Below are 26,619 nucleotides of genomic sequence, written 5' to 3'. Positions count from 1 at the left end.
TTTAGTCCTCCCCCTTTACATTTTTTGCAACAAGAAGGATTTCTTCACTCTTCTTTTCTCCTACCTTTGCATTCTTTCCGATGCGTACATTCTCTGCAACAAGAGCTCGTGTTACTACTGCCCCCTCTTCTACAATTGCACCAGGCATCAAAACAGAATCGATAACTTTTGCCCCCGGAGCAATTTTACAGTTTGTGAAAATAACTGAACGCTGGACGGTTCCACCTACTGCAGCACCCTGATTTATGTATGCTTCATCAATCTTGGCAGTCGATGCAATGTACTGTGGTGTAATACCACTGTCCTCTGTATAAATCTTCCAAGATGTATCATCCAAATCCAGCTCATTATCGCTATCGAGAAGATCCATATTAGCTTCCCAGAGAGAATCAATAGTTCCAACATCTTTCCAATAGCCCGAGAACTCGTAAGCACAAAGCTTCTTTCCGTCATTCAGCATAACAGGAATGATGTCCTTACCAAAATCATGGTCAGAATTTGGATTCTTCATATCCTCTACAAGGAGCTTACGTAGTGTCTTCCATGTAAAAATATAGATACCCATTGAAGCCAAATTACTCTTTGGCTTTGCAGGTTTTTCTTCAAACTCGATGATACGACCATTGCCATCAGTATTCATAATACCGAATCTGCTTGCCTCCTTCATTGGCACTCCACGAACAGCAATTGTAGCATCTGCTCCCTGCTCCTTATGATAGGTAAGCATTTTGTCATAATTCATTTTGTAAATGTGATCCCCAGATAGTATCAGAATATACTCTGGATCATAGGCATCTACAAAATCAATATTTTGAGAAATAGCATCTGCTGTGCCTCGATATACATCAAGTCCTGAATCAGCCTTCTCACGAGGTGTCAAAACAAAAACGCCACTGTCCTTTGTATCAAGTCCCCATCTACCTCCAGCGGCAACATAGCTGTTCAAAAGAACAGACTCGTACTGTGTCAAAACACCTACAATATCTACGCCTGAATTGGCGCAATTACTAAGTGGGAAATCAATGATGCGGTATTTACCGCCATAAGAAACTGCTGGTTTAGCCACCTTGTTGGTCAAGTCATGTAGACGACTGCCTCGGCCACCAGCTAAAATCATAGCTAGCATACTGGTCTGAGCCATATATTATTCCTCCCTCGACAAATAATAACATTACATTCTCTTAATTAAAATTCTAATAGTTTTGCACAAATGTCGCAACGAAAATAATATATTTGTTGTGAAAATTTACAGATAAATTTAGCGCTATTTGATTTGGCTTTTTATGGTATGATATTGCTGAGTATTGTCATACTTTTCAAATTATTCTGAATATAAAAAAATAGTAATTTTTCTATTGACGAATGAATAAAACCATAGTAATATATGTTTTGTCGCTGAGGCAAACACCTAACGACAATAAATATGGTTCCTTGGTCAAGCGGTTAAGACGTCGCCCTCTCACGGCGAAAACAGCGGTTCGATTCCGCTAGGAACTGCTAAAAAAGAGCATCGCAAATGCGATGCTCTTTTTGTGTTTATAGATAATTAAGTAAAGATATGGGTAACCCAGAGGTTTAGTCTATGGCTAAACCTCTTTTTATTTTCACACTGCTTGATACAGCATATCAGCTCAGTCTCAAAGTCAATGCTTTCCTTCGGCGCTATGCGGCATTGACATCTCGACTTTTGGCTGATATGTGGTAATCAAGCAGGGATGAAAATGGGAGTTTTACTACCTGAAAAGATTTTGCTTATAGAGGTAGTAGTTTTTGATTTATAAACTACTGCCTATTTTGATAATTTTTCCTGAGGTAGTAAAAAGTTACTACCTGTGTTCATTTCTTGTATATAGGTAGTAGAATATCTAAAAAAAATTACTACCTTATCAAATTAGTAGGTCTCAGGTAGTAAATGTAATGGGATTTGCCATAGACTAAACCTCTGCTTAAAACCTATCTTTTTAATCTACAGTCAATTCCATCTTTCCATTCTTCCAATCAAGAATTGGGCGGGCATCAGGGGTAAAGAGATTATCCACTGGAATATCCTCGCGGTTGAAAAAGCGATGTTCCAACACCTCAGAATCCTCATCAGAAATGGTTCCTGTATAAGTATCAGTAATAAAGATAACCGATAACGAATAAACCACATCCTTATTTGGATATGTTATTATTCTGTCTTCTCCAGAATACAGTCCAAATAATCTAAGGTTATCCACATGAATTCCTACTTCTTCAAACAGCTCTCTTTTTGCTGCCTGCTCGTAAGTCTCATATGCATCTAATGCGCCTCCTGGCACACACCATTCTCCAGTATCACTTCTCTTCTGAAGAAGCACCTGTCCCTTATCATTTTCTATTAAGACACCACAGCCTACTCCTATAAGCAAATCATGTCCTACGTATTTACGAAGTTTTCCTATGTAATCCATTTTATGTCTCCTATTATTTTTTCTAGTAAGTATTATCTAGTCCTGCTTAAAGCTGCTGCAATTGAAACACCTACCATCTCATTATATGGAATCATTGTAGCTTGTAGGGCATGATAAATATCACATTTGCCCGGCCAGACTGTGTCCAGAAGTTTGTTGTTCTGGTCCAGCTGATGGAACCAGGAACCAGTCTCATGGTCAAAAACATACTTATCTAGATATTCCATAAATGCAGCGTAGTCTTCCTTATACTTTTCATTGCCTGTCACTCTGAACAAAACTGCAGAAGTATTAATTGCCTCAGCAAGTGTCCAATGCATTCTGTCATGGACGATTGGCTTGCCATCCCATCCAGTAGTGTAGCAAATACCCGGTGCACCGTCCACGTTCCAGCCATCTTCTATGGCGCGATTGTATAGTTTTTCAGCTATCTTTATATAATCTGACACATTTTCATTGTTAATGCCATAGGTAGAAATAGCCCACTGTACTATAAGCCTAGCCCACTCTATGCCATGGCCTGGTGTAGCACCATATGGTTTGAAGCAATCATCAGGCTTATCCTTATTGCACTCTAAATCAGGTATCCAGTCACTTGTAAAATGCTCAGGAATTCTGTACTCATTGTCGCTAGCCCATCCGATTACAAAATTTATAATTCTTCCAGCGCGGATTCGATAGTTTTCATCCTCCAGCGCATCTGCCACTGCAAGAAATGCTTCCACGGAGTGCATGTTTGCATTCATACCACGGTATTCGTCAAGCTTTGTAAACTCAGTGTTCCAGGTGTCAACTGAAAGACCTCGCTCACCTTCCCAGAAATGTGCATCATAAGCTGCGATAGCCGATTTGAGCAATTCCTTTGAATTTGGACGCTTTGCAAGATAGGCAGAAGTAGCAGCCAATATTACAAAGGCATGGGCGTAACACTGCTTGTTTGGCAAATAATCTCCATCTGATGTAATCCCAGCATACCATCCGCCGTGATCCTCATCATAAAGCTCGCCAAACAAACCTTTCAATGCAGCATCAGCCAATGCCTCACTGCCTTCATGCCCCAGCATCACTCCAAGAGAATACACATGGGCCATACGGCTTGTTATCCAGGTCTCACGTGGTCTGTCCTTCCAAGGAGTGCCATCATCTCCTAAATAATAAGAGCCTCCACCAGGGGATGGAAACTGATGTCCAAAGGACAGCAGACTGTTTCTCATCTCTCTGACAAAGGCTTTGTTTTCAGGTGTATCAAGTTGGTATTTTCCCATAGTAGATATCCCCCTTATCCACTGATGCTGAATTAATCTAGTAACCCTATCTTTTTTAATGCTTGAAAAACCCCTTCTTCGTCGTTGCTCGAAGTGATGTTAAAATCGGCTTTCATATCCTCTGGAGCATTCTCCATCAAAAATGGTGCACCAACAGTTTTTAACATCTCAATATCATTATAATGGTCTCCGAAGGCAACTGCATCAATTTTATTTATATTTAATTTTTCGCAAAACATTTCTACTGCAATTCCCTTGTTTACTCCCTTTTCCATCACCTCAAGGAGGATATCAGATGACTTAACAATAGAAAGGGAAGGATATTTTTTCTTAAGAACTGCTTCAATTTCATCTATTTCGTCAGGGTTGCACATACAAAGGAATTTGCCAATTTCCATGCCATTAGGAATATCGTCAACACTACCCTTAGTGGACTGAACCTCAACGATATTTTCCTCTTTGATGACTCTCTCATCGGATTTGTCATTTACAATCCAATCGTCCATGGTATATACATTCCAGGTGCAATCCCAGCCTTCTTCCGTTATTACCCTTATCAGGCTTGAAACTGTAGACTTGCTGATACCTTTCGAAAAAATAATTTCTCCATCCTCTCCCAAAATCAATGCACCACTGTAGCATATGATAGGAGCTACAAAATTATATCTTCGAAAAATAGGATAAACTCCAGATGGTCCTCTGGCTGTCACTATGACAAATGGAATGCCCTGACGCTTCAAATTTTTAATGGCATTTTCGGTATTTTCTGACATTCTATGATTGCTGTTTAAAAGCGTTCCATCGATGTCACTAAAAACTATTTTGTAATTCATGCTGTCTCCCTTATCTAGTAACTTAATAGTTCTACAGGAAGTCTTTCCTGCCCCAAAATCATAAAAGGGGCAGGACTATAAAAATCCTGCCCCTAAATTATAACCTAAAAATATTATTTCAAAAGCTCTAATCTTGAAGGGTCGTTAGCAAATACTTCCTTTGCGTTGTCTTTTGTAACAACTACAGGTGGTAATTCGTAAATACGAACATTCTTAACACCATTGTCTACTTCTACATCTGTTGCAGGCATACCATTGCCAGCCTTAAGAGAGTCGATGATTTCGATTGTCTTTGCTACAAGATCATTTGTTGGCTTTGCAACAGTAGAATACTGACGTCCTGACCATACCCACTCAACTGACTCATTCTCAGCATCAAGACCTGATACTACAGGAATTTCCTGTCCAGCGTTCTCGCATGATGTGATAATTGCACGAGCGATACCATCGTTAGGTGAAAGAACACCGTCGATTTCCTTGTCTGAGTAGTTACCTGCAAGAAGTGAATCCATTCTTGACTGTGCCTTAGCATTGTCCCAATCAACTGTAGCGCACTGTGTGAAATCTGTCTGACCAGATACAACTACAAGTGTTCCGTCATCAATCTTTGGCTGTAATACTGACATAGCACCTGTGAAGAAGTTTGGAGCGTTAGGATCAGCAGGACCACCACCGAAAAGCTCGATGTTGTATGGAGCCTCGCCCTTCTTCTCCTCAAGACCCTGTAAAAGAGCCTGCGCCTGAAGCTCACCTGTCTTAACAGAACCGAACTGAACTACTCCATCAACACCTGATGTGTTCTCAAGAAGACGGTCGTAACCAATTACGTATACACCAGCTTCCTTAGCCTGCTCAAGCACAGCACCAAGCTGTGAACCATCAACAGGTCCTACAACGATAACCTTTGCACCGTTCTCAATCATAGACTCAATCTGCTGTTGTTGCTGAGTAACCTTCTGGTCTGCTGCCTGAACGATTGGCTTGTAGCCTGCCTCTTCAAGCTGTGCTGTAAACATTTCCTCAGCCTCTTTCCAGTTCTGAGTTCCAAGCCATGGAAGAGAAACACCAATTGTTGCCCCATCCTCAAAGCCTGGGAATGACTCCTCTGCTGGAGCCTCTGTTGTCTCTGCCTCTTCTGTAGTCTCGGCAGCTGTATCTGTTGTAGCAGCCCCCTCTCTACTTCCCCCACATCCGGTGAATGTAGCAAGTGCCATTGTTGCTACCATTGCCATAGATAAAAGTGTTCTTTTTTTCATTAAATACATCCTCCTTCTTTAATGCACTATTGTGCACCTTTGTTTTATTTAAGGCCCGTGTTTTCCACAGCCATGCCTTCATTTATAAACCTTTTATTTTGTGGTTTTCTTAGCTTCATTTCCACCAAATAATCTTCCAATGATTGATGCCTTGCCTGTCTTCTTGTTGTAAACATCAAATGCTACTGCTGCAAGAAGTACAAAGCCCTTGATAACCTGAGTCTTATCAGCACCAACACCCATAAGCATCAGTCCATTGTTAAGAACTGCCATAACCATACCACCGACGATAGTAGCAAGGATTGTACCAACACCACCTGATACTGCTGCACCACCGATGAATACTGATGCAATAGCATCCATCTCCCATGAAGTACCATCTGCAGGGCCAGCTGCTGTTGAACGTCCTACGAAAAGGATACCTGCAACTGCAGCAAGGAATGACATGTTCATCATTGTAAGGAAATAAGTTCTCTTTACATTTACACCAGATAAAGCTGCTGCAGCCTTGTTACCACCAACAGCATATACGTGGCGACCAAACTTTGTGCGCTGTGTAATGATGTGGTAGATAATTGTTAAAAGCAAAAGTATAAGGCCTGGTACTGGGAATGATGTTCCAACTCGTCCTGAACCAAAAAGGTATGTAAAATATCCGATAAGCACAGTCATAAGTGCGATTCTTGTTACTACAGCCCAAAGTGGGGTTACACCAACCGGGGAGTTCTTTGAGCGGTTGTATTTACGAATCTGGCCAACTGCGAAACATACAATTCCAATAAGTCCAAGAACGAGTGTAGAATTGTTCATTCCTGTAAATGAAGGACCCCATTCAGGTAAGTATCCAGCGCCGAACCACTTAAGCTCTTCTGGAGCTGGAACTGAGATTGAACGAGAAATCCAAATTACACCACCACGGAAAATCATCATGCCACCAAGTGTTGTGATGAAGCCTGGTATTCCAAGCTGTGACAGGAAGAAACCATGCCAAGCACCAGCTAAAATACCAATAGCAAGAGCAATAAGAACCGCTACCCACCAAGGTACATTGTAGTTTTTAGCCACCAGTGCCATTACCATTCCGGCGAAGCCCGCCACAGAACCAACAGACAAATCAATCTGCCCAATTACGATTACCATAAGCATTCCAAGTGCAAGCACAAGGACATAAGCATTTCCAGATAAAAGATTCTGGAAGTTTGATGAAGTAAGCATTCTTCCATCTGAAATAACATTAAAAATAAGTATCAATAAGCCTAACGCAACTACCATTGTGTATTGGCGAAGATCCCCACCCAATACCTGTTTTATATATTTCATAAATTTATCCTTCCTTTCAAAATACCAAACATCTATGACTTTTTCGATTTTTCTGAGTTATAATTCTAAGCTTTAAGAGTTTGATGTGATTGTCATTTTCTTCATCAAGCTTTCCTGATTTGCTTCATAGCTCATCATCTCACCAGTGATTGTGCCCTCGAAAATTGTGTAAATTCTATCTGCCATTCCAAGAAGCTCTGGAAGCTCTGAAGAAACAAGAATTACTGCCTTTCCCTGATCTGCCAGCTGATGAATCAGCTTGTAAATCTCGTATTTAGCGCCTACATCAATGCCTCGTGTAGGCTCATCCAAAATCAAAATATCAGGCTCGGTAAACATCCATTTTGAAAGGACTACCTTTTGCTGATTTCCACCTGAAAGAGTTGTAACTCCAACATCAATACTTGATGTTTTTATCTTGAGGGATTTTCTGTATTCCTCGGCAGCTGACTGCTCCATATCAGGACTTAAAAGACCACCCTTTGTTATCTTATCAAGGTCAGCTGAAACCACTGTTTTTCTGATTGAATCAAGCAGATTCAGACCTAAGTTTTTTCTATCCTCCGGAACGTAAGCAATACCATTTTTGATTGCCTGCTCAACTGAATTAAGGGTCACCTCACGGCCCTTTATCTTTATAGAACCACCTCTGTAGATTCCATAATTTTTACCAAATATAGAACGCATCAGCTCTGTTCTGCCTGCACCCATAAGGCCCGCAAATCCTACGATTTCACCAGCCCTTACATTGAAGCTTGAGTTCTTGCAAACCATTCTGCCTGCAACCTCTGGATCCTCAATGCACCAGTTTTTTACCTCGAAAATAATATCGCCAATCTTTGGCTCATGCTCTGGATATCTGTTTTCGATTGAACGACCAACCATAGATTTAATGATTTGATCCTCATCAACCTTACCAGCCTCCACATCGTAGCTTTCCACTGTGTGTCCATCGCGGATAACTGTTACTGCATCAGATACCTCTGCAATTTCGTTTAATTTGTGGGAAATCATGATACAGGTGATTCCCTTATCTCTAAGTCCCTTCATCAGCTCTAAAAGATTTGCTGAATCTGCTTCATTTAATGCTGATGTTGGCTCATCCAAAATCAAAAGCTTTACATTTTTTGATAAGGCCTTTGCAATTTCTACAAGCTGCTGCTGACCTACGCCAAGATGCTTGATTAATGTATCTGGGTTAATTGTAAGTCCTACTTTTTTGAGAATTTCGCTTGTTCTTGCTCTCTCCTCTGCCCAATTTATCAATCCCTTGTGAGTAATCTCATTTCCCATGAAAATATTCTCAGTGATTGAAAGTTCAGGAATCATTGTCAATTCCTGATGAATAATTGCAATACCTGCATGCTCGGATTCTTTGATGTTTTTGAATTTCATTTCCTGGCCCATATATATGATTTTCCCATCGTAGGTACCATATGGGTAAACACCTGACAGAACCTTCATCAGCGTGGATTTTCCTGCTCCATTTTCACCGCATATTGCGTGAATGGAACCTGTGTGAACATTGAGATTTACATCATCCAACGCTCGTACACCTGGAAATTCTTTCGTAATCCCTTGCATCTGAAGGATATAAGAATTGCGTTCCATAGTTAATACTTCCTCCCTTTTATTACCTAAAACAAGCTCTATTTTCTAACTAGATACTCGCTTGGTTTCCTAAGCATTTTGTCAGTTGCTATCGCAGCTGCACCGTAAAGTGTAGGGTCGATTGTAAGCTCTGATATTTTTATCTGCACCCTACTGCTGATTTCTGGTAAAATCCGCTCCTTCACAATCCTGTTTATTGTTGGAAGCAAAAGATTTCCTCCCTGAGAAATGCTGTCGCCAATTACTATGATTTCTGGATCATAACCATTAATTAAGGTTACGCATCCATAGCCTATGTACTCAGCTATCTCATCTACCAATTCGAGGGCTTTCTCATTACCCTCCTTTGCAGCAATAAAAACTTTATTGCATGCTTCCCATCTATTTGTGATTTCCTCCTGAAAGATTTCAGGAAGAAGCTTTTTTGCTTTTTTCAGCATGGCTGTTGCTGAACAATACAGCTCCAAACAGCCTCTGTTTCCGCACTCACAAGCTGGTCCATTTACATCTATGCTGATGTGTCCTATCTCACTTGCTATGCCTAAATTTCCAAGCAACAATCTGTCGTGATCAACTATCCCTGAACCAACTCCCTCTCCCACAAGGAAGTAGGTAAGTGAATTTAATGGTCTTCCATGATTTCCAAACCACCATTCAGCAAGTGCACCCGCATTAGCATCCTGCTCGATAAAAAATGGCTTATCAAATTCGTTTTGGAACTCATCTATAAAATTTACATCATGCCAGCTTGGCATCCTTGTTACCATGGCTATTCGACCTTCTTTTCTTAAATAAGGCCCAGGTACTGCCATTCCAATTGCAACAATGTTTTTGTATTTATTAAGCAGTTCATGAATTTGTTTTTTCATTTCAGCTAAAACATCTTCTGCAAATTCATCTAAACCAAATTCTGTTTCCTGCTTCGTGTAATTTTTTCCACAAATATCAAAAACCCCGATTGAAAAAACATGCCTTGAAAACTTTACCCCAATAACCAGGTTCTTTTCGGCATTTAATCTGAGTCCGATAGAGCGACGATTGCCATTTCCCCTGACAAAGCCCACCTCGGAAACAATTCCCATTTCAATTAGAACTGCAACTATTTTTGTGACAGATGCTTGTGTTAGGCCTGTCATTTTTGCTATATCTGCCCTCGAGCATCCATCAGTCTGCTGGAGTATTCTAACAATAGCTGAACGATTCATCTCCACTAAATCGTTTGTATTGTTCCCCGCTACCTCTTTTATTTTATCCATACCTTCTCTCCAGAAATTGTATTTCAAGAGTTAATTACTTAACGTTGTTAATACATTAATTCATGAGTGTACTCTGGTCAATATAATTGCTGAAATTATTTGATTTTTGTAAATCTTAGTGATTTTAACATGGAATATTTTGTAAAAAACACACAATTACAGGTATTTTGCGACATTATGTGAGTATTTTCAGCCAACCTAATCATCATTTAGGGAATTTAAAGGTTTTATTTGATGATAATTTGAGCGTCTTAAGCAAAGATAATCAACAAAATGCTCAATTAGTATTATTTTGCTATATGAATAGCAAAATTGTGCTATTGACTTTTTCACACAAAACTATTTTTTTGGAGGGCTCAAGTACGTAAGATTTTTTCTGCTAAGATTTTTAATGAAATTTATTTAGAAAAAAAGATTCTGCGCCTGACTGTTTGCAGGCACAGAACCTTTTTATATTTGAATTCTATTTTGATTTACACTTTAAAATTAGAATAATGTCTTTACTGTTGGATAAAGCTTCTTGAATTCCTGATATCTTTCTTCGTATTTACGAATTAATTCTGGATCAGGCTCAACTGTTTCCTTTACTCTTACTATCGCCTGGCACGCTTCCTCTACGGAAGCGTACATTCCGCAACCTACTGCTGCAAGGATTGCTCCACCAAGACCTGGTCCTTCCTCGTTTTCAAGGATATCAAGCTTAAGATTCATAACTGAAGCGATAATCTGCTGCCATAATGGGCTCTTTGCACCACCACCGCAAATCTTAGAACGCTCAATCTTAATGCCCTGGCTACGTGCTACCTCAAGTGAATCACGAAGACCAAATGCTACACCTTCAAGAACTGCCTGTGTCATATCCTCACGTGTAGTATCCATTGACATGCCGATGAACATAGCACGTGCATCTGGATTGTTGTGTGGGCTACGCTCTCCCATAAGGTATGGAAGGTAGAATACACGGTTCTCTCCAAGATTCTTGATACCAGCCTGCTCTGCTGGGTAATCCTTTGTCTTAAGGATTTCATCCATCCACCACTTGTTGCAAGATGCAGCTGAAAGCATGCATCCCATAAGGTGATAGCCACCATCAGCATGATCAAATGAGTGAAGAGCATTTGCAGGGTCAACTGTAAAGTTCTTGCTTGAGATGAAAATTGTACCAGATGTACCAATTGAGAGGTTGCACTTGCCCTCTCCAACTGTACCTGTACCAACAGCTGCAGCTGCGTTATCACCAGCACCAGCAATAATCTTAACATCATTTGTGAAGCCAAGCTCTGAAGCAACCTCAGGCTTGATTGTACCAACTACCTCGTAGCTCTCATAAAGCTTTGGAAGCTGAGACTCTGATACCTTGCAGATATCCATCATCTCTTCGCTCCAGCAGCGATTCTTAACATCTAAAAGAAGCATACCGCTGGCATCAGAATAATCTGTACAGAAGCTTCCAGAAAGCTTGTAAGCGATGTAATCCTTAGGAAGCATAATCTTTGCAACCTTTGCCCAAAGGTCTGGCTCATTCTCCTGCATCCAAAGAATCTTTGGAGCTGTAAAACCAGCGAATGCAATGTTTGCTGTGTACTCAGAAAGCTTGTCCTTTCCAATAACGTTGTTAAGATATTCTGTCTCTTTTCCTGTACGTCCGTCATTCCAAAGGATAGCTGGACGGATAACATTATCATCAGCATCAAGTGTAACAAGACCATGCATCTGACCACCAAATGAGATACCAGCAACCTGGCTCTTATCTACCTCTGAAGTAAGCTCCTTAATACCAGCTACTACCTGAGTCCACCAGTCCTCTGGCTTCTGCTCAGACCAACCTGGATGTGGGAAGCTTAACGCGTACTCTTTTGAAACGATTTTCTCGATTTTTCCGTTACCTTCCATTAGAAGGAGTTTTACAGCGGAAGTACCCAAATCTACACCAATATAAAACATAATTATTCTCCTATTCTAAACCCAAAATAATATCCTGCAAACGGGAAAGCGCACCCATTATAATTCCCTTCGGGAAAGAGGGTGCGCTGTGGCAATATAAAATCAAACTAGCATGCTAGTTGATTTTATATATGCTCTTATCTCCATGGATTCTCTGTTGGATAACGTACGCCTGCTGGCTGGTTGTATCCGATTTCGTCTACATCAACTCCGATGTACTTGAATACCTCGAAGAGTGACTTTCCGAAGTGTCCGAATGCAACAGCTCCGTGATGTGGGAATCCCTTCTCGATTAACCAGTGACGATAGAAGCGTCCCATCTCAGGGATTGCAAATACACCGATTGAACCGAATGACTTTGTACGAACATCAAGAACTTCACCCTGTGCAATGTAAGCGCGAAGCTTGTTGTCAGCTGTAGACTGAAGTCTGTAGAATGTGATTTCACCTGGAGCGATATCACCTTCAAGTGTTCCGTTTGTAACCTCTACAGGAAGTGCTCTAGCCATGATCTTCTGGTTTCTCATCTCACAGAATGCAAGCTTTCTAGAGCATGTATTTCCGCAGTGGAATCCCATGAATGTATCCTCAAGTGTGTAATCTGTCTTACCCTTGATTTCCTCGTTATACATATCCTTTGGTACTGAGTTGTTGATATCGAGAAGTGTTACAACATCCTCTGATACAACAGTACCGATGAACTCTGAAAGACATCCGTAGATATCAACCTCGCATGATACAGGGATTCCTTCGCCTGTAAGACGTGAGTTAACATAGCAAGGAACGAAACCAAACTGTGTCTGGAATGCAGGCCAGCACTTGCCAGCGATTGCTACGTATTTACGATATCCCTTGTGATCACGAACCCAATCCTTAAGTGTAAGCTCGTACTGAGCAAGCTTCTCAAGAACCTCTGGCTTCTTGTTGCCAGCGCCAAGCTCCTTCTCCATATCTGCAACAACCTCTGGGATACGGCTATCACCAGCGTGCTTGTTGAATGCTTCGAAAAGATCAAGCTCTGAGTTCTCCTCGATTTCAACACCAAGGTTGTAAAGCTGCTTGATTGGTGCATTACAAGCAAGGAAGTTCATTGGTCTTGGACCAAAGCTGATAATCTTAAGATCTGAAAGTGCGATTACGGCACGAGCGATTGGCTCGAACTCATGAATCATATCTGCGCAATCCTCAGCATCACCTACTGGATACTCTGGAATATAAGCCTTTACGTTGCGAAGCTGAAGGTTGTAAGATGCGTTAAGCATACCGCAGTAAGCATCTCCTCTACCATCGAGAAGGCTGTTGCCTGACTCCTCAGCTGCTGCACAGAACATCTTAGGTCCATCAAAGTGCTTTGCAAGAAGTGTCTCAGAGATTTCTGGACCAAAGTTTCCAAGGTATACGCAAAGTGCGTTACATCCAGCCTTCTTGATATCCTCAAGAGCCTGTACCATGTGGATCTCGCTCTCAACGATACATACTGGACACTCATAGATGTGCTCTGCGCCGTACTTCTTTGTATATGCAGCGATAAGTGCCTTTCTTCTGTCTACTGATAAGCTTTCTGGAAAGCAGTCACGAGAAACTGCTACTACACCAATTTTTACATTTGGCATGTTATTCATTGTCATTACCCTCCTTAATACTACCGGCTTCCTTTTACAAAAAATAAAAGCCTCTAAAACGTTTATTTTGTATGATTATAATATCAGACAAAAAATTTTAGAGACTTTTAAAAATTTACTACGTGATGGAATTTTTTTGACTTTCTTTTGTTGATTATGTCAAAATTCTACTTCATTTCACGGATAAGATTGACCATTTCGATAGCTCCCTGAGCACATTCAAAGCCTTTATTACCAGCTTTTGTACCAGCTCGCTCTACAGCCTGCTCAATTGTATCGGTCGTTAAAACTCCAAACATTACAGGGATTCCTGCACTCATGCTTACCTGTGCCACTCCCTTTGAAACCTCAGAGCAAACATAATCATAGTGTGATGTTGCGCCACGGATTACTGCGCCAAGACAGATTACAGCGTCATATTTTTTACTTTCTGCCATCTTCTTTGCAATAAGTGGAATCTCAAAGGCTCCTGGTACCCATGCCACATCAATGTCCTCTTCTTTTACGTTTTCACGCTTAAGGCCATCAATGGCTCCACCTAATAATTTTGATGTGATGAACTCATTAAAACGAGCCACAACAATACCTACCTTCACACCTTCTGATACTAATTTTCCTTCGTAAACTTTCATTATCATTATCTCCTTCTTTTATTTATGCATCTTTTACTTCTAATATATGACCCATTCTTGCTTTCTTTGTTTTCAGATAGAACACATCATATTTATTTGCTTCTATTTCAATAGGCACTCTCTTGGAAATATCCATTCCATAATCAGACAACTGGTAAACCTTGTCAGGATTATTTGTGAGAAGCTCCAGCGAATGAATTCCAAGGTCACGTAAAATCTGGGCACCTGTGTAGTACTCCCTTAAATCTCCAGGGAAGCCAAGTGCAATGTTTGCATCAAGTGTGTCCATGCCTTCATCCTGAAGCTTGTACGCCTTTAGCTTATTGACAAGCCCAATGCCTCGGCCCTCTTGGCGCATGTATAAAAGCACTCCTCGTCCTTCCCTTGCGATTGCCTTCATGGCTGCATCAAACTGCTGCCCGCAGTCGCATCTCATAGAACCAAAAACATCTCCTGTGAGACACTCAGAATGAACACGGCAAAGGACATCTCTGCCATCTGTAATATCTCCCATAACCAGCGCTACATGATGTTCTCCATTTAACTTGTTGATATAGCAGTGTGCCATGAACTCGCCGTAGCGTGTAGGCATCTTTGCAATAGAAACGCACTCTACCAGCTTGTCATAGACCTTGCGATATTCCACAAGCTCAGGGATTGTGATAAAGGTTATCCCCATATTCTCTGCTAGCTTACGCAATGCCGTTCCACGCATCATGGTGCCATCCTCAGCCATAATCTCACAGCAAAGACCACATTCCTTAAGACCTGCCAGCTTCATTAAATCCACAGTGGCCTCTGTATGGCCTGGGCGCTCAATGACGCCCCCTGCCTTGGCAACCAGTGGAAACATGTGTCCTGGACGTCTAAATTCCAAAGGGCTCACATTATCCTTAACACAGCTTCTTGCTGTAAGGCCACGCTCTGCTGCTGATATTCCTGTGGTGGTATCCACATGGTCAATAGATACCGTAAATGCGGTTTCGTGGTTATCAGTGTTGTGGCTCACCATTGGCGGAAGTGCCAGCTTATAAGCAAGCTCCTCGCTCATTGGCATACAGATAAGACCTCTCCCCACAGATGCCATAAGGTTTACATTTTCTGTAGTAGCAAACTCTGCTGCACAGATAAAATCTCCTTCATTCTCACGACCTTCATCATCCATAACCATGATGACCTTGCCATTTTTCAAATCATCAATAGCTCTTTCAATCGATTCTCTTCGCATTTTTCTTCCCTTCCTAAAAACTTCTTTATATATTTTCCAACCACATCATTTTCCAGATTAACTACATCCCCAATTTTCTTATGACCTAAAACTGTCTCCTTTAAGGTGTGGGGTATGATACTTACCTTAAAGCTGTCACGGCTCACATCTGCCACAGTCAGGCTGATTCCATCTATTGTGATAGAGCCTTTTTCAACGATTCCATCCATTATCTTTCCATCAGTCTTTATCTCGAACCAGACTGCATTGCCATCCTGTCTTATGCTTTTTATCTTTCCTGTACCATCGATATGTCCACTGACAATATGGCCTCCAAACCTGCCATTTGCAGCCATAGCTCTTTCCAAATCCACGGGGCTTCCAACTGTAAGAGACCCAAGACTGGAACGGGAAAACGTCTCATTCATTACATCCGCAGAAAAACCATTTGCACTATGTTCAACCACAGTCAGGCAAACACCATTTACAGCTATGCTGTCACCCATATGAACATCCTCAAGGATTTTGCTACAGCCGATGGTAATGCGCTGCTGCTTGCCTCCTCTTTCGATTCTTTGAACCTTTCCCAGCTCCTCAATAATTCCAGTAAACATTAATAAATAACCTCATTTTCTATAATCAAATCTTCTCCCGCCCATACTGTCTCGATTGGATTCAGGCGAATAGCATCATTTATATTTTCAATGCCAAGTCCCTCTACTGGAGATTTGCTGCTTCCTCCAAAAATCTTTGGAGCCATATGGACATGAATCTCATCTACAATCTTGCTCTCCAAGGCACTGTAATTTAGTGTTCCGCCACCCTCTAAAAGCACACTGTCTATGCCCATCTCTCCAAGTCTTTCCATCAGTACATTCAGATCAATCCCATTTTCTGCCTGTGGAATATTTATTACTCTGCAACCTTTTTTCTTAAACTCAGCGACCTTTTTCTTATCATCAGATGATGTGGCAATTATCGTCTCGATTTCATCTGCAGTTTTTACCACCTTTGATGTAAGTGGTGTACGTAAATGCGAATCACAAATAATTCTTACCGGATTCTTTGCTGGCTCATCAAGTCTGCAATCAAGACCAGGATCATCCATTATTACAGTAGAAACTCCTACCATTATCCCCGACAGATTCTTCCTAAGTCTGTGCACATTCGTCCGCGCCTCATCTCCAGTTATCCACTTTGACTCCCCTGTCACTGTGGCTATCTTTCCATCAGCCGTCATTGCATATTTCATGACTACATATGGACGCTTGGAAGACATGTATTTGTTAAACACGCGGTTCAGTTTTTTACACTCTTTTTCAAGCAACCCTACTTCTACCTTGATACCGTTCTCCATGAGAATTCTGGCTCCTTTACCCGCCACAACGGGATTTACATCAAGTGTTCCTATTACCACTCTTGTAATACCACTTTCGATAATAGCCTCTGTACAAGGTGGTGTCTTTCCATAGTGACAGCACGGCTCTAAGGTTACGTACATTGTGGCACCCTCAGGGGATTCCGAACAATCTCTCAACGCGTTTCGCTCTGCATGTAAATCACCATATTTTCTGTGGTAGCCTTCGCCAATAATCTTCCCATTCTTGACGATTACTGCACCTACCATTGGATTCGGATTTACGAATCCTGCTCCAAGCTTCGCAAGCATAATCGCTCGCTGCATGTATTCCTTGTCTTCCATTCTTTTCCTCCCAAATAAAAAATGGCCTTGGAAAAATTCCAAGGCCAAATATAGTTCATCCCTTAAACTAAAAATACTCTGAGACTATAAAATAATCTCAGAGCAAATATGTTCCACAAATAAACTACCATCTTCTTTCATCCAGACTATACTGTCGGCTTCGGAATCACACCGAATCATGCCTTGCGGCTCGTGGGCTATACCACCGGTAGGGAATCGCACCCTGCCCTGAAGATACTATTTAATTGAGTAAATACTACGACACCTTCCTACTGCTGTCAAGAATCAAAAAAAAAATAATTTTTTTCAAATTAGGGCTTGCAAAATTTTGAAAACCTTATATAATAATTATCGTTGCTGTTGAAAAACAGCTTTACATATAAGCGCGACTAGCTCAGCTGGCAGAGCACCTGACTCTTAATCAGGGTGTCCAGGGTTCGAACCCCTGGTCGCGCACTCAAGCATCAAGTTTTACTTGGTGCTTTTTTTGTACCCAAAATAACTATAGGCAAAAAGAGCAACCTCAAAATGAAGCTGCTCTGTCATAATCTTCTATTTAGTTGTTCTTTCTATACTCACTTGGAAGCACTCCATACTTTTCCCTAAAAGCATTTGAGAATGCCTTAGAATTAGGAAATCCGTTGCCAAGGGCGATATCAACAATCTGCCCTCCAGTCTCCTCAAGCTCGCGAACTGCATGCTCTAAGCGAATACCAAGAAGATAATCCTTAAAATTAATTCCAGCATGCTTCTGGAACATACGAGACAAATATGATGGTGAATAGTTAAACTGATCTGCCATCAACTCAAGAGAAAGCGGTTCTGCATAATGGTCTTTCATGTATCTTGTAATACTAGAAAGCTTCTTTAACTGTTTATTACTCTTTACAATCTCCTCGTTAACATTGAACTTACGATACTTAGTAACAAGGATGTACAAAAGCTCATAGTACAAGCTGAGAACCTGAAGCTTATTGCCCTCTTCTCCATTTGTGTAAATAAGAAACATCTCCTGAAGAAGGGTAAATACACGGTGATCTGATTCTCTGTCACCATGTGAAAACCAGATAAACTGGTCATCTGTAAAATATTCTGCGAAAGTATCCTGTGGTATCTGAAGCACCACTGTTTTATTAGGATTTGGTGCCAGGATACTGTGTACCTCATTACTGTTTACAATAACAAATTCACCATTACTAAGTGGAAATTTCTTATCGTGAAGTGTGAAATCTAGTTTGCCCTCCCATACTGCAAAAATCTCAATTGAACGATGCCAATGCTTGTCACGAATATAATTGCCACTAGCTCCCTCAAATGAAAAAAGCTTGAAAGGAAGCCCCGCATCAGTGACTACTACCTCGTGTTGATAATCCTTTAAATCCATCTAACATATCTCCATAAAATACCTGCGGTCTCCATCCTCCTGAAAATACTGAAAGCTGAATCCCAATTTCTCTAATAACCTTATGCTTGCTTTGTTTTCAGGGGCACATCTGGCTATGAGACTTTTCATGCCATATTCGTCCCTTGCAAGCTGAACTATTTTCGAGCAAACTTCATAGGCCAGTCCCTGTTTCCAATGATCTGAAGCAATGCAAAACCCCAACTCTGCCTGACCATCTTCTTCACAGGTCTCCCTTACCTCGATTCCTGCTCTACCAATAAGTTCACCCGTAATTTTATCATAAATCAACCACATTCCAAAGCCATAAAGCTTATAAATGTACTCGATATAATTCTTCTCGTAAGTCTTTTCCTCTTCATAATCAAAAAGAGGCTCCATGTAATCGGTCATCCCTGGCTTATCGTAAAGAGCCACCAAATCATCTAAATCATCCATGGAAAACTCCCTGATATATGTGCGTTCAGTCGTTGCTATATCCCACGGTATTCCTTTGCATCTGCGGTAGATATTTTCAAAATCTTCATCCTCCACCTCATCAACATCAAGAAGCAGCTGGTCACATTTAAGACCTGTAACACCTTCGTGCTCATAACCTGCCACAGGAATCCCCTTAGCATTGCACTCATCAAGAACAGCCTGGCTGTCCGAGAGTACAAGAACCCCTTGCGGATAGTCAGGCTGTAAATCTTCTAACTTATTAACTTTGATAGTGCTCTTAAGATAAGTTGTCACTAATCTCTTCTCCTGCCATTAACAATGTAAACCAGTCTGAGCAACTGAAGAATAGTAGCAAATAATGCTGCAACATATGTGAGGGCAGCTGCCTTTAATACCTTTGAAGCGCCTGCATGCTCTTCACCCTCTAAGATGTGATCCTGATCCAAAATACGAAGTGCTCTGGCACTTGCATCAAACTCTACAGGAAGTGTTATCAACTGGAATGCTACTACAAATGTGAATAAGAAGATTCCCAGCTGAGCAAGTGGTGTATAACCAATCAACAGGCCAATCAAAATAACTGGCCATGAAATCCACGAACCAATATTTGCAAGTGGCACTGATGCTGAACGAAGCTTAAGTGGTGCATATCCCTCCTGATGCTGAATAGCATGTCCGCACTCGTGAGCAGCTACCCCAAGAGCAGCTACACTTGTCTGACCATATACTGCATCTGAAAGACGAAGTACCTTTTCATTTGGAGAATAATGATCAGTAAGATTTCCTCTGATTCTCTCAATTCTCACATCATATATACCTGCCGCATGTAAAATATGCTCAGCAACGTCGTTAGAAGTGATTCCTCTATAATTTCTGAGCTTGCTATATTTAGCATAAGTTCTTCTTACGTTTAAAGAAGCTATTCCACTGATAGCAGCTCCAATTAAGACTAATATAATTGTCCAATCATAACCATATCCGTAATACATCTGTATCCTCCTATAAATAGATATTTATCTTCTTATAGTATAATTGTTTGCTCTCTAGAATACTAATAAAATAAGTATAAAAAATTTCTAAAAAAGCTCCCGGCAATATTGCCGAGAGCTCATATGCTACCTTATTATGTCACATCGATTCTACATGACATAGTATAAATCTTTCCGTTAGACTTTTTCATTCGAACTGTCACATTAGCCGAGCCTTTCTTTACAGCTATAATCTGCCCATTAGAATCGATTGTCAGTACACTGGCATCGGATGTAGTGTATGTACAATTGTATTGTTTATCAGTGCTATTTAAGTATTCCATGTCAATTGCTACCTGCGCCACATCACCAGGTTTCATAGAATAATCCGAATCCTCAGGTAGTGATATATCTCCTACGTTGGTTCCGTTATTGGCATACTTTCTACTACTCGTAGTCTTTGTTTCAGTAGTTGTCGCAGTTGAGGCTGACGCTGTGGAAGTAGACGTTGTCTTAGCTGATGATGTAGTTGAAGATTTAGTAGTCGTATCAGTTTTTGACTTTGATGACTTATCCTTATCCGAGGTACTACTATCGCTTGTATCTTCTTCCACTTCTCCAAGCTTAACATTCATTGCCGGTCGAATTGAATCACCTGCATAATAGTACATTCTATAAATCAATTTATCTGTATCATTTCCAAACAATCCAAAGGTAGGATCATCATAAGAATTTGTTCTAAGTGGGAACTGAAGAAGTGTCTCATTCTTCATTGTATCCTTATGAGTTGTATACTCATCACTAGAAAGGAAAAATACATAATCCGATGTTGTTGTTTGAGAATTATAAATTGCCATATTCAATGAATTCTTTGGTTGCCCATTTACATATAAGGCATCCATGGAAGTATCATGATAATAATTCATTATAGAATTCTTGGCGTCCTGCTCAGAAAGGGTTGTCTTCTGAATCATCGCCCTCTCAGCATCGTTAAAACATTCCTTGTAAAAAGTCTGGTTCAACCATCCTCTCCAATAATTTTCAGACCATCTTACATATCCTGCTGTGGTTCCGTTTTGCTTAAACATCTGAGCTATCGCAGCTCTGTAAGCTGTTACAGATTTAGAATTCAATGGTCTGCGGGTGGTTACCAGTGCCATCTTTGTTGTATCGTCATAGGTCAATATAGTCCAGGATAAAATTGTTCCATCCAAGTGACCAAAGGCTATATCATCACCCACTGCATAAGTGGCATTTCCTGAGCTTTTTTTCTTGGCCGCCTCAGCAGTAATTGGTGAGGCTATAAAAGATGCCAGCATAACAACTGCCATCCATAGTGCCATTATAAATTTAAGATTTTGATAGATTTTTTTCATACTCAACCCCTACATTTTTCCTTCTTTTTATCATCATATCTATACTTCAAAACATTTATCGGCAATTATAATTTTGAGTTTAGAGTTTATATTCATTTTTTGTAACTATTTCACAGTATTGGTAATTGTAAATTAGTAATTCTGTTGATATACTGAAAAAAGTTTTTCTAATCAATAAGGAGTACCAAATGACTAAAAAAGATATGCTTAAGTTATTGCACAACGAAGAACCCGTTTTACGTGCAGAAATTACCGCTCTTTACTCAGTTTTAGATCACAAGCTGGGATTACATGGTGCAGATGTTCCTATCACCTTCGGAATGGACGAAAAGGCTTTAGGCTCTTACATGCCACCATCTTATGATAACGAAGAACAGTTTCAGTTCTCACTATTCTTTATTGGCTTCTGTATGAACGACCAGCTCACAAAGGCAGACAGAGTCAATCTTTACAAACATGAATATGCTCACTACATGACAAGACATATTAGTATCCCAGAAAAATATAATTGGCAGCCAGGTGTACACGGCAGTGCATGGAAATATTGCTGTTCTCTCATCGGAGCCATCCCATCCGACTATTATATAGAAGATGCCAGCATCAAAAAAATCGATTATGATTCAGTGCTTACACGTCCTAGCGTTGACCATAAGCAGGTTCAGATGCTCGATACATACCGCACTCAGAAGATGTATTCTAACATCGAAAATTCTAAGGTTAAATATGAGGTTGGAGATGTGGTTACACATCCTAAATTTGGAGAAGGCACAGTTCAGGAAATTGAAAAACAGCCATCTTCAGTAAGACTCCACATATCCTTTGGAGATGAAATAAAGATTATCGACCAGAAATGGTTAGTTAAGACTGGATATAAAAAAGTTGCAGAGCGCTAAGCGTTCTGCAACTTTTTTAATACACTATCCAATGTCTCTTCCAAATTCAATCCGTATTCATCCACGATAACATCCGCATACTTTTCATACAAAGGTACGCGTTCTTCGTATAAAGACTTCAAATTCTGACCATCCTTAAGTACTACTCCACGTCCCTTTAGACTTCCAAGTCTGCTATCAAGTGTTTCATAATCAAGCTTGAGATATACGACAGTTCCAATCTCTCTTAAATGCTCCATTGCTTCGGCTCCATAGATTACGCTACCTCCGGTTGCAATGACTGTCTTATCCGTCTGAATTCCTGCATTAACATCGTTTTCAATCTTTAGGAAACCATTAACACCCTCTTCAGCAATTATCTCCTTTAAAAGGCGTTTTTCGCGTTTCTGGATAAGTAAATCTGCATCCACAAACTCAAATCCCAATTCCTTTGCAAGAACAACTCCAAGTGTACTTTTCCCAACTCCTGGCATACCGATTAAAACAATGTTGTTTTTCATGACAATTCCTCACTGATAAAAATTTTAATCCGTATTATACCATAATAAACCTTTTTTGCATTATGTTATTTACAACATCCAACGATTTACCAAGACTATTATAAAATGAAACTATGGAAACATTATGTCAAATATCGATGCAATATAATCATTCTTCTTATATTTGGGATGCCAATATTCAAAAAAGATGATAGAATGTCGGTTGTTTATTTAACTGAAAGGTATAAAAATGGATATTAACTGCGGTAATTCTTCTTATGAAGATAATAGAACAGCGGAAGTAAAGTTTCGTGATGCTTCCATTGTTATGGGAATTCTTTTATCTGGCATGGGTGTATGGGTGATTATTTACGCACTTTGGGAACACCTTGGACGCCCTATTCCAGTTTCATATTTGGTTCAGGCGGTAGATTTACTTGGTATAATCATGTGTGCTACCGCATGGCATTTCACTTCAACATTTTCCCTGCGAGAACTTGAGCTATTACCAGATAATCCTAAGAAAACTATTATCCAAACATTAATTATATGCGGGATTTCATTCGGAATACTTGCTGCAATAAAATATTTTGGTCAATTATATGATCCTACTTTATTCCAAACAGAGCGTGGATTCTTTGATATTAGAAGATTTAATTCATACCAGATTTTTTATCTTGTCACTGCTTTCATACAGGAATTCACTGCCAGAAGCATCATGCAAACTGGCCTAAGACGAGTTTGTGCTACCAGCCATAAGACTATATATGCTATTGTTCATGCATCTATTATTTTCGCTGTATTCCATATTGAATATGGATTTTGGTTCATGATTGGAGCTGCATTCCTTGGTGGTATTTTAGGAGTCATTTATGAAAAACAAAAGACCATTTTCGGCGTCTGGTTTATTCACTGGTTCCTTGGCGTAGCTGCATTCTTATTCGGAATTATAAATCAGTAAAATGAATCCCAGGAGTATCCTTACTCCTGGGATTTTTTTGCAAGAACTCTATATAGCCCATTTCTATTTTCATCTTCATTCATAAACTTTATATAATCTTACTATAGATACATACAAGAAAAAAGCCTTCAGACATAAGTCTGAAAGCTTTCAGTTGCTGAGGCTGAGCAGGCTCGAACAGAAGTCTAGCCTCAAAAAAATATGAAAGAAAGGCATTTGTCACCTCTGCAATTATTGGTCTCGACTCATGTCTCGACACATTATCAGTCTATTTTAGCGAGAATTACATAAATTGAGTTGGTGACATATTGACACCAACTGGTGACAACTTGTCACCAATAAAAAAAGCCTTCATATGAAGACTATTTTTCAAACAACTCAGGCTCTGTCTCTTTTAATATATCCGCAAGTACCTTGTAGTCTAGATACTGCATTCCTTCCTTGCCTTGATTTATTTTATTTGAAAGCTTGCTACCATAATAAATAGCCATTGCTTTCTCTAGAGAAACATTGTTTTCTTTTGCTATATAAGAAATTAATCTCTCTTCCAAGCTTTCCTGATATACCTGTTCTAGTACTTTATCATCCATTATTTAACCTCATATGAAGAACTATAAGTCAAAAGATTATCTATAGCTTTTTGTGATATAAAAGCTATCTGGTCATAAGTTTCATATACCTTGATTTCTTTCAAAGCTCTATCTCTATCCCAGATGCCTTGATGATACATATCTACAACTCTAAAAACCCTTACCAAAATCTAAAGGTCTATATGAGTGATTAATATCTGGCTTCTTAATTACATCAATCCCGCCATGGTAAACAATCATATTTTAACACCTCTTGCATTTAAATAGTCTGTAATATCATCAATAACATAGGACGTGCTTTGAGTATGAATTATGTCAAAATGTTTAACCAAATAATTATTTATACAATCGACACTACTAAGCATAGCGTAAACCTCAGATGGTAGTTTCCCCCACTTATTAGCACAAGCATGAATCATGTATATTACAAATGAAAACGATTCCTGATTCATCTATTTAATCTCCTTTGTTAAATTAACTCCTACATAAATAATATAACAGATTCCTACATAAAATAAAAAGCCCTCAGACTAATCTGAAGGCTTCATTTCAGTCGTCAACAGCTTTAATTTAGTCATTTTGTTATCAAATGACTAAATTAAAATATTTAATGACTATATTGAACTCGAGAGAAATATAAAAAACAGTAATAAGATTCTAGATATTAAAAAAAGACCTTGAAACAAATACTTCAAGGTCTTTCATTTGCTGAGGCTGAGGAGGCTCGAACAGATTCTTAGCCCCACAAAATACTAAAAGAAAGAGATTTGTAGCATCTGTATTTTTAAGTTAAACCTTAGGTTAAACCAAGATTTATTAAATATTTCTTCCTTGATACTGCACAGTTACCACTAGTACTCTCATCTTTTCTTCATCAATTCTAAATATAGCAATATAATTATCTATAATTAATTGTTTATATCCTTTACCAGCATATCTACCAGCTGTCCTATCTTGATGCGACTCTGGGAATTTATCCAGGCCTAGAATAGCCTTCTTTATTCTATCAATCTGTCCTTTTGCATTTTCTGGAGACAACTTTTCATAAGCAATATAAGCATATATTTCTTCTATATCCCTATACGCTCTTGGCATTAATTCTACAGTATACTTATTCAAAATACTTTTTCTCCAATTCTGCAAAAGCATCCTTTGCATCTATTGTCTTACCAGTTTCAGCAAACTCCTGCTCTGCTTCAAAAATAGCCTGATCAATACGATTTTCCCTTGCAAACTTCTCGTATAATTCTGCACTCATAACCACAAGATCACTATATCCATTTTTAGTAATAAAAATAGGTTCCTTTTGTCTATGTGCAATTTCTGATATTTCACTTGTATTTCTTAAATCTCTAATAGGCATGATTGTTGGCATAGTGTATACCTCCTTTGATAAAAATATTGTAGCATAATTATGCTGCGTTGTACATGTCTTTGATTTATTCTTCAATTGGTTACAAATTGTAACCAATTAAACTATTAAGGATTTCTTAATAGTTCAATTGTCAAAGCGTGACGACTTATCACACTTTGAACTATCCGGATTTTCCGGATAGTTCATAAAATAAAAAGCACGTAAGCCAATGCTTACGTGCTTTCCTTTGCTGAGGCTGAGGAGGCTCGAACTCCCGACAACCTGATTAAAAGTCAGGTGCTCTACCAACTGAGCTACAACCCCATATTAAATTGTTGGTATTCAGAACACTCGCCTAAAAGAAAAAGGCATAGATCCGAAACTGGGCTAGCTGGATTCGAACCAGCGAATGCCAGAATCAAAATCTGGTGCCTTACCGCTTGGCGATAGCCCAACGTGTATTGAGTTGCTACCGCAACAGGGTGGGTAGAGGGGTTCGAACCCTCGACCTTCGGAACCACAATCCGACGCGCTAACCAGCTGTGCCACACCCACCATACTGATAAAATAAACCGTATAAATGTGCCAGAAGGGATTCGAACCCCCGACCCACGGCTTAGAAGGCCGTTGCTCTATCCAGCTGAGCTACTGACACATATTGATAAATCTTAGAAAGTAAAGAGCGGGTGATGGGAATCGAACCCACGTATTCAGCTTGGAAGGCTGATGTTCTACCATTGAACCACACCCGCATATGTATATTCAATTTGAAGTCGGGGTGACAGGATTCGAACCTGCGACCCCCTGGTCCCAAACCAGGTGCTCTAGCCAAACTGAGCCACACCCCGATAAGTGATGTCCGCGTTTCATGCGTATCTCTCTCGCGAACAAAAAGAAGTATATAGGAGAATAGCGTTAATGTCAACAACTTTTTTCAAATTTAATTGTTAGATTTTAACCTGAAGTTTCTGAAATTCCGACAACTTCTTTTTGTATTGAGATTGATACCTACAAGCTATTCCAGAATATGACTCAAGCCCTGTGCGATAATCGTTACGACGTGTTCGTCGGCGAG

Annotated in this window: 25 protein-coding genes, 8 tRNA genes and 1 riboswitch; of the genes, 4 read left to right on the top strand and 29 right to left on the bottom strand. The window is 39.9% G+C overall.

Annotated elements, in window-relative coordinates; all coding sequences use genetic code 11:
- Position 1: 1 nt before the first annotated feature.
- Positions 2-1,141 (bottom strand): glucose-1-phosphate adenylyltransferase, encoded by a 1,140-nt coding sequence (locus tag BUA88_RS00170; RefSeq protein WP_072910835.1) that lies wholly within the window; start codon positions 1,139-1,141, stop codon positions 2-4.
- Positions 1,142-1,425: 284 nt separating this feature from the next.
- On the opposite strand from BUA88_RS00170, the gene BUA88_RS00165 reads away from it, so the two are divergent.
- Positions 1,426-1,497 (top strand) — tRNA-Glu (locus BUA88_RS00165).
- Positions 1,498-1,961: 464 nt separating this feature from the next.
- Here BUA88_RS00165 and BUA88_RS00160 read toward each other — a convergent pair.
- From BUA88_RS00160 to ribD, 13 genes are all read right to left on the bottom strand, one after another.
- Positions 1,962-2,432 (bottom strand): NUDIX hydrolase, encoded by a 471-nt coding sequence (locus tag BUA88_RS00160; protein ID WP_072910832.1) that lies wholly within the window; start codon positions 2,430-2,432, stop codon positions 1,962-1,964.
- A gap of 32 nt (positions 2,433-2,464) precedes the next feature.
- Positions 2,465-3,697: an AGE family epimerase/isomerase gene (locus BUA88_RS00155; protein ID WP_072910829.1), complete on the bottom strand. Its 1,233-nt coding sequence runs from the start codon at positions 3,695-3,697 to the stop codon at positions 2,465-2,467.
- A gap of 32 nt (positions 3,698-3,729) precedes the next feature.
- Positions 3,730-4,530: a Cof-type HAD-IIB family hydrolase gene (locus tag BUA88_RS00150; protein WP_072910825.1), complete on the bottom strand. Its 801-nt coding sequence runs from the start codon at positions 4,528-4,530 to the stop codon at positions 3,730-3,732.
- Positions 4,531-4,643: 113 nt separating this feature from the next.
- Positions 4,644-5,786 carry a substrate-binding domain-containing protein gene (locus BUA88_RS00145; protein ID WP_072910822.1) on the bottom strand — a complete coding sequence of 381 codons (1,143 nt, stop codon included), beginning with the start codon at positions 5,784-5,786 and terminating at the stop codon, positions 4,644-4,646.
- A gap of 93 nt (positions 5,787-5,879) precedes the next feature.
- Entirely contained in the window at positions 5,880-7,106 is a 1,227-nt protein-coding gene (locus tag BUA88_RS00140) for a sugar ABC transporter permease (RefSeq protein ID WP_072910819.1), read from the bottom strand.
- A gap of 72 nt (positions 7,107-7,178) precedes the next feature.
- Positions 7,179-8,717, bottom strand: a complete 1,539-nt coding sequence (locus tag BUA88_RS00135; protein ID WP_072910816.1) for an ATP-binding cassette domain-containing protein — start codon at positions 8,715-8,717, stop codon at positions 7,179-7,181.
- A gap of 38 nt (positions 8,718-8,755) precedes the next feature.
- Positions 8,756-9,973: an ROK family transcriptional regulator gene (locus BUA88_RS00130; RefSeq protein WP_051194959.1), complete on the bottom strand. Its 1,218-nt coding sequence runs from the start codon at positions 9,971-9,973 to the stop codon at positions 8,756-8,758.
- 486 nt (positions 9,974-10,459) lie between these two features.
- The gene (xylB, locus tag BUA88_RS00125) at positions 10,460-11,917 is read right to left on the bottom strand and encodes a xylulokinase (RefSeq protein ID WP_072910812.1); all 1,458 of its coding nucleotides are present in this window, start codon (positions 11,915-11,917) and stop codon (positions 10,460-10,462) included.
- Positions 11,918-12,054: 137 nt separating this feature from the next.
- Positions 12,055-13,539, bottom strand: a complete 1,485-nt coding sequence (locus BUA88_RS00120; protein ID WP_028248477.1) for an L-fucose/L-arabinose isomerase family protein — start codon at positions 13,537-13,539, stop codon at positions 12,055-12,057.
- 167 nt (positions 13,540-13,706) lie between these two features.
- On the bottom strand, positions 13,707-14,171 hold the full coding sequence (gene ribH, locus BUA88_RS00115; protein WP_028248478.1) for a 6,7-dimethyl-8-ribityllumazine synthase: 465 nt from the start codon (positions 14,169-14,171) through the stop codon (positions 13,707-13,709).
- Positions 14,172-14,193: 22 nt separating this feature from the next.
- Entirely contained in the window at positions 14,194-15,399 is a 1,206-nt protein-coding gene (locus tag BUA88_RS00110; protein ID WP_072910810.1) for a bifunctional 3,4-dihydroxy-2-butanone-4-phosphate synthase/GTP cyclohydrolase II, read from the bottom strand.
- Entirely contained in the window at positions 15,360-15,992 is a 633-nt protein-coding gene (gene ribE, locus BUA88_RS00105) for a riboflavin synthase (protein WP_072910809.1), read from the bottom strand. The genes BUA88_RS00110 and ribE overlap by 40 nt, the downstream gene beginning before the upstream one ends.
- Entirely contained in the window at positions 15,992-17,080 is a 1,089-nt protein-coding gene (gene ribD, locus BUA88_RS00100) for a bifunctional diaminohydroxyphosphoribosylaminopyrimidine deaminase/5-amino-6-(5-phosphoribosylamino)uracil reductase RibD (protein ID WP_072910808.1), read from the bottom strand. Before ribD ends, ribE begins: the two co-directional genes overlap by 1 nt.
- Before the next feature lie 125 nt (positions 17,081-17,205).
- A riboswitch (FMN riboswitch) is annotated at positions 17,206-17,320 on the bottom strand.
- Between the two features lie 143 nt (positions 17,321-17,463).
- Here ribD and BUA88_RS00095 point away from each other — a divergent pair.
- A tRNA-Lys gene (locus tag BUA88_RS00095) sits at positions 17,464-17,536 on the top strand.
- Between the two features lie 100 nt (positions 17,537-17,636).
- Here BUA88_RS00095 and BUA88_RS00090 read toward each other — a convergent pair.
- From BUA88_RS00090 to BUA88_RS00075, 4 genes are all read right to left on the bottom strand, one after another.
- Positions 17,637-18,464, bottom strand: coding sequence for an AraC family transcriptional regulator (locus BUA88_RS00090; RefSeq protein WP_072910807.1), 828 nt, complete (start codon positions 18,462-18,464; stop codon positions 17,637-17,639).
- A complete protein-coding gene (locus BUA88_RS00085) occupies positions 18,465-19,217 on the bottom strand; it encodes a GNAT family N-acetyltransferase (protein WP_072910806.1) in 753 nt (250 codons plus the stop codon).
- Positions 19,217-19,912 (bottom strand): zinc metallopeptidase, encoded by a 696-nt coding sequence (locus tag BUA88_RS00080; protein WP_072910805.1) that lies wholly within the window; start codon positions 19,910-19,912, stop codon positions 19,217-19,219. The genes BUA88_RS00085 and BUA88_RS00080 overlap by 1 nt, the downstream gene beginning before the upstream one ends.
- A gap of 134 nt (positions 19,913-20,046) precedes the next feature.
- Positions 20,047-21,267 (bottom strand): Ig-like domain-containing protein, encoded by a 1,221-nt coding sequence (locus BUA88_RS00075; RefSeq protein ID WP_072910804.1) that lies wholly within the window; start codon positions 21,265-21,267, stop codon positions 20,047-20,049.
- A gap of 188 nt (positions 21,268-21,455) precedes the next feature.
- On the opposite strand from BUA88_RS00075, the gene BUA88_RS00070 reads away from it, so the two are divergent.
- Positions 21,456-22,160 carry a hypothetical protein gene (locus BUA88_RS00070; RefSeq protein WP_072910803.1) on the top strand — a complete coding sequence of 235 codons (705 nt, stop codon included), beginning with the start codon at positions 21,456-21,458 and terminating at the stop codon, positions 22,158-22,160.
- On the opposite strand, the gene BUA88_RS00065 is transcribed toward BUA88_RS00070, so the two are convergent.
- Positions 22,157-22,660, bottom strand: a complete 504-nt coding sequence (locus tag BUA88_RS00065; protein ID WP_072910802.1) for a shikimate kinase — start codon at positions 22,658-22,660, stop codon at positions 22,157-22,159. The genes BUA88_RS00070 and BUA88_RS00065 overlap by 4 nt on opposite strands.
- A gap of 229 nt (positions 22,661-22,889) precedes the next feature.
- Here BUA88_RS00065 and BUA88_RS00060 point away from each other — a divergent pair, with 229 nt between their 5' ends.
- Positions 22,890-23,600 (top strand): CPBP family intramembrane glutamic endopeptidase, encoded by a 711-nt coding sequence (locus BUA88_RS00060; RefSeq protein WP_072910801.1) that lies wholly within the window; start codon positions 22,890-22,892, stop codon positions 23,598-23,600.
- Between the two features lie 362 nt (positions 23,601-23,962).
- On the opposite strand, the gene BUA88_RS00055 is transcribed toward BUA88_RS00060, so the two are convergent.
- From BUA88_RS00055 to BUA88_RS00005, 10 genes are all read right to left on the bottom strand, one after another.
- Positions 23,963-24,190 (bottom strand): hypothetical protein, encoded by a 228-nt coding sequence (locus BUA88_RS00055; protein ID WP_044937206.1) that lies wholly within the window; start codon positions 24,188-24,190, stop codon positions 23,963-23,965.
- A gap of 236 nt (positions 24,191-24,426) precedes the next feature.
- Entirely contained in the window at positions 24,427-24,609 is a 183-nt protein-coding gene (locus BUA88_RS16680) for a DUF3791 domain-containing protein (protein WP_242839276.1), read from the bottom strand.
- A gap of 397 nt (positions 24,610-25,006) precedes the next feature.
- Positions 25,007-25,309, bottom strand: coding sequence for a type II toxin-antitoxin system RelE/ParE family toxin (locus tag BUA88_RS00040; RefSeq protein ID WP_072910799.1), 303 nt, complete (start codon positions 25,307-25,309; stop codon positions 25,007-25,009).
- Entirely contained in the window at positions 25,302-25,565 is a 264-nt protein-coding gene (locus BUA88_RS00035) for a type II toxin-antitoxin system prevent-host-death family antitoxin (RefSeq protein WP_028248491.1), read from the bottom strand. Before BUA88_RS00035 ends, BUA88_RS00040 begins: the two co-directional genes overlap by 8 nt.
- Before the next feature lie 230 nt (positions 25,566-25,795).
- Positions 25,796-25,868: transfer RNA gene (locus tag BUA88_RS00030), tRNA-Lys, on the bottom strand.
- Positions 25,869-25,926: 58 nt separating this feature from the next.
- Positions 25,927-25,998: transfer RNA gene (locus BUA88_RS00025), tRNA-Gln, on the bottom strand.
- 27 nt (positions 25,999-26,025) lie between these two features.
- Positions 26,026-26,099: transfer RNA gene (locus BUA88_RS00020), tRNA-His, on the bottom strand.
- Positions 26,100-26,125: 26 nt separating this feature from the next.
- A tRNA-Arg gene (locus BUA88_RS00015) sits at positions 26,126-26,199 on the bottom strand.
- A 26-nt stretch (positions 26,200-26,225) separates the two neighbouring features.
- Positions 26,226-26,296, bottom strand: a tRNA-Gly gene (locus tag BUA88_RS00010).
- Positions 26,297-26,317: 21 nt separating this feature from the next.
- Positions 26,318-26,392: transfer RNA gene (locus BUA88_RS00005), tRNA-Pro, on the bottom strand.
- Positions 26,393-26,619: the final 227 nt, after the last annotated feature.

It is taken from the genome of Pseudobutyrivibrio xylanivorans DSM 14809, from assembly GCF_900141825.1.
Lineage (GTDB): Bacteria > Bacillota > Clostridia > Lachnospirales > Lachnospiraceae > Pseudobutyrivibrio > Pseudobutyrivibrio xylanivorans.
This window is presented reverse-complemented; position numbering and strand designations above follow the sequence as displayed.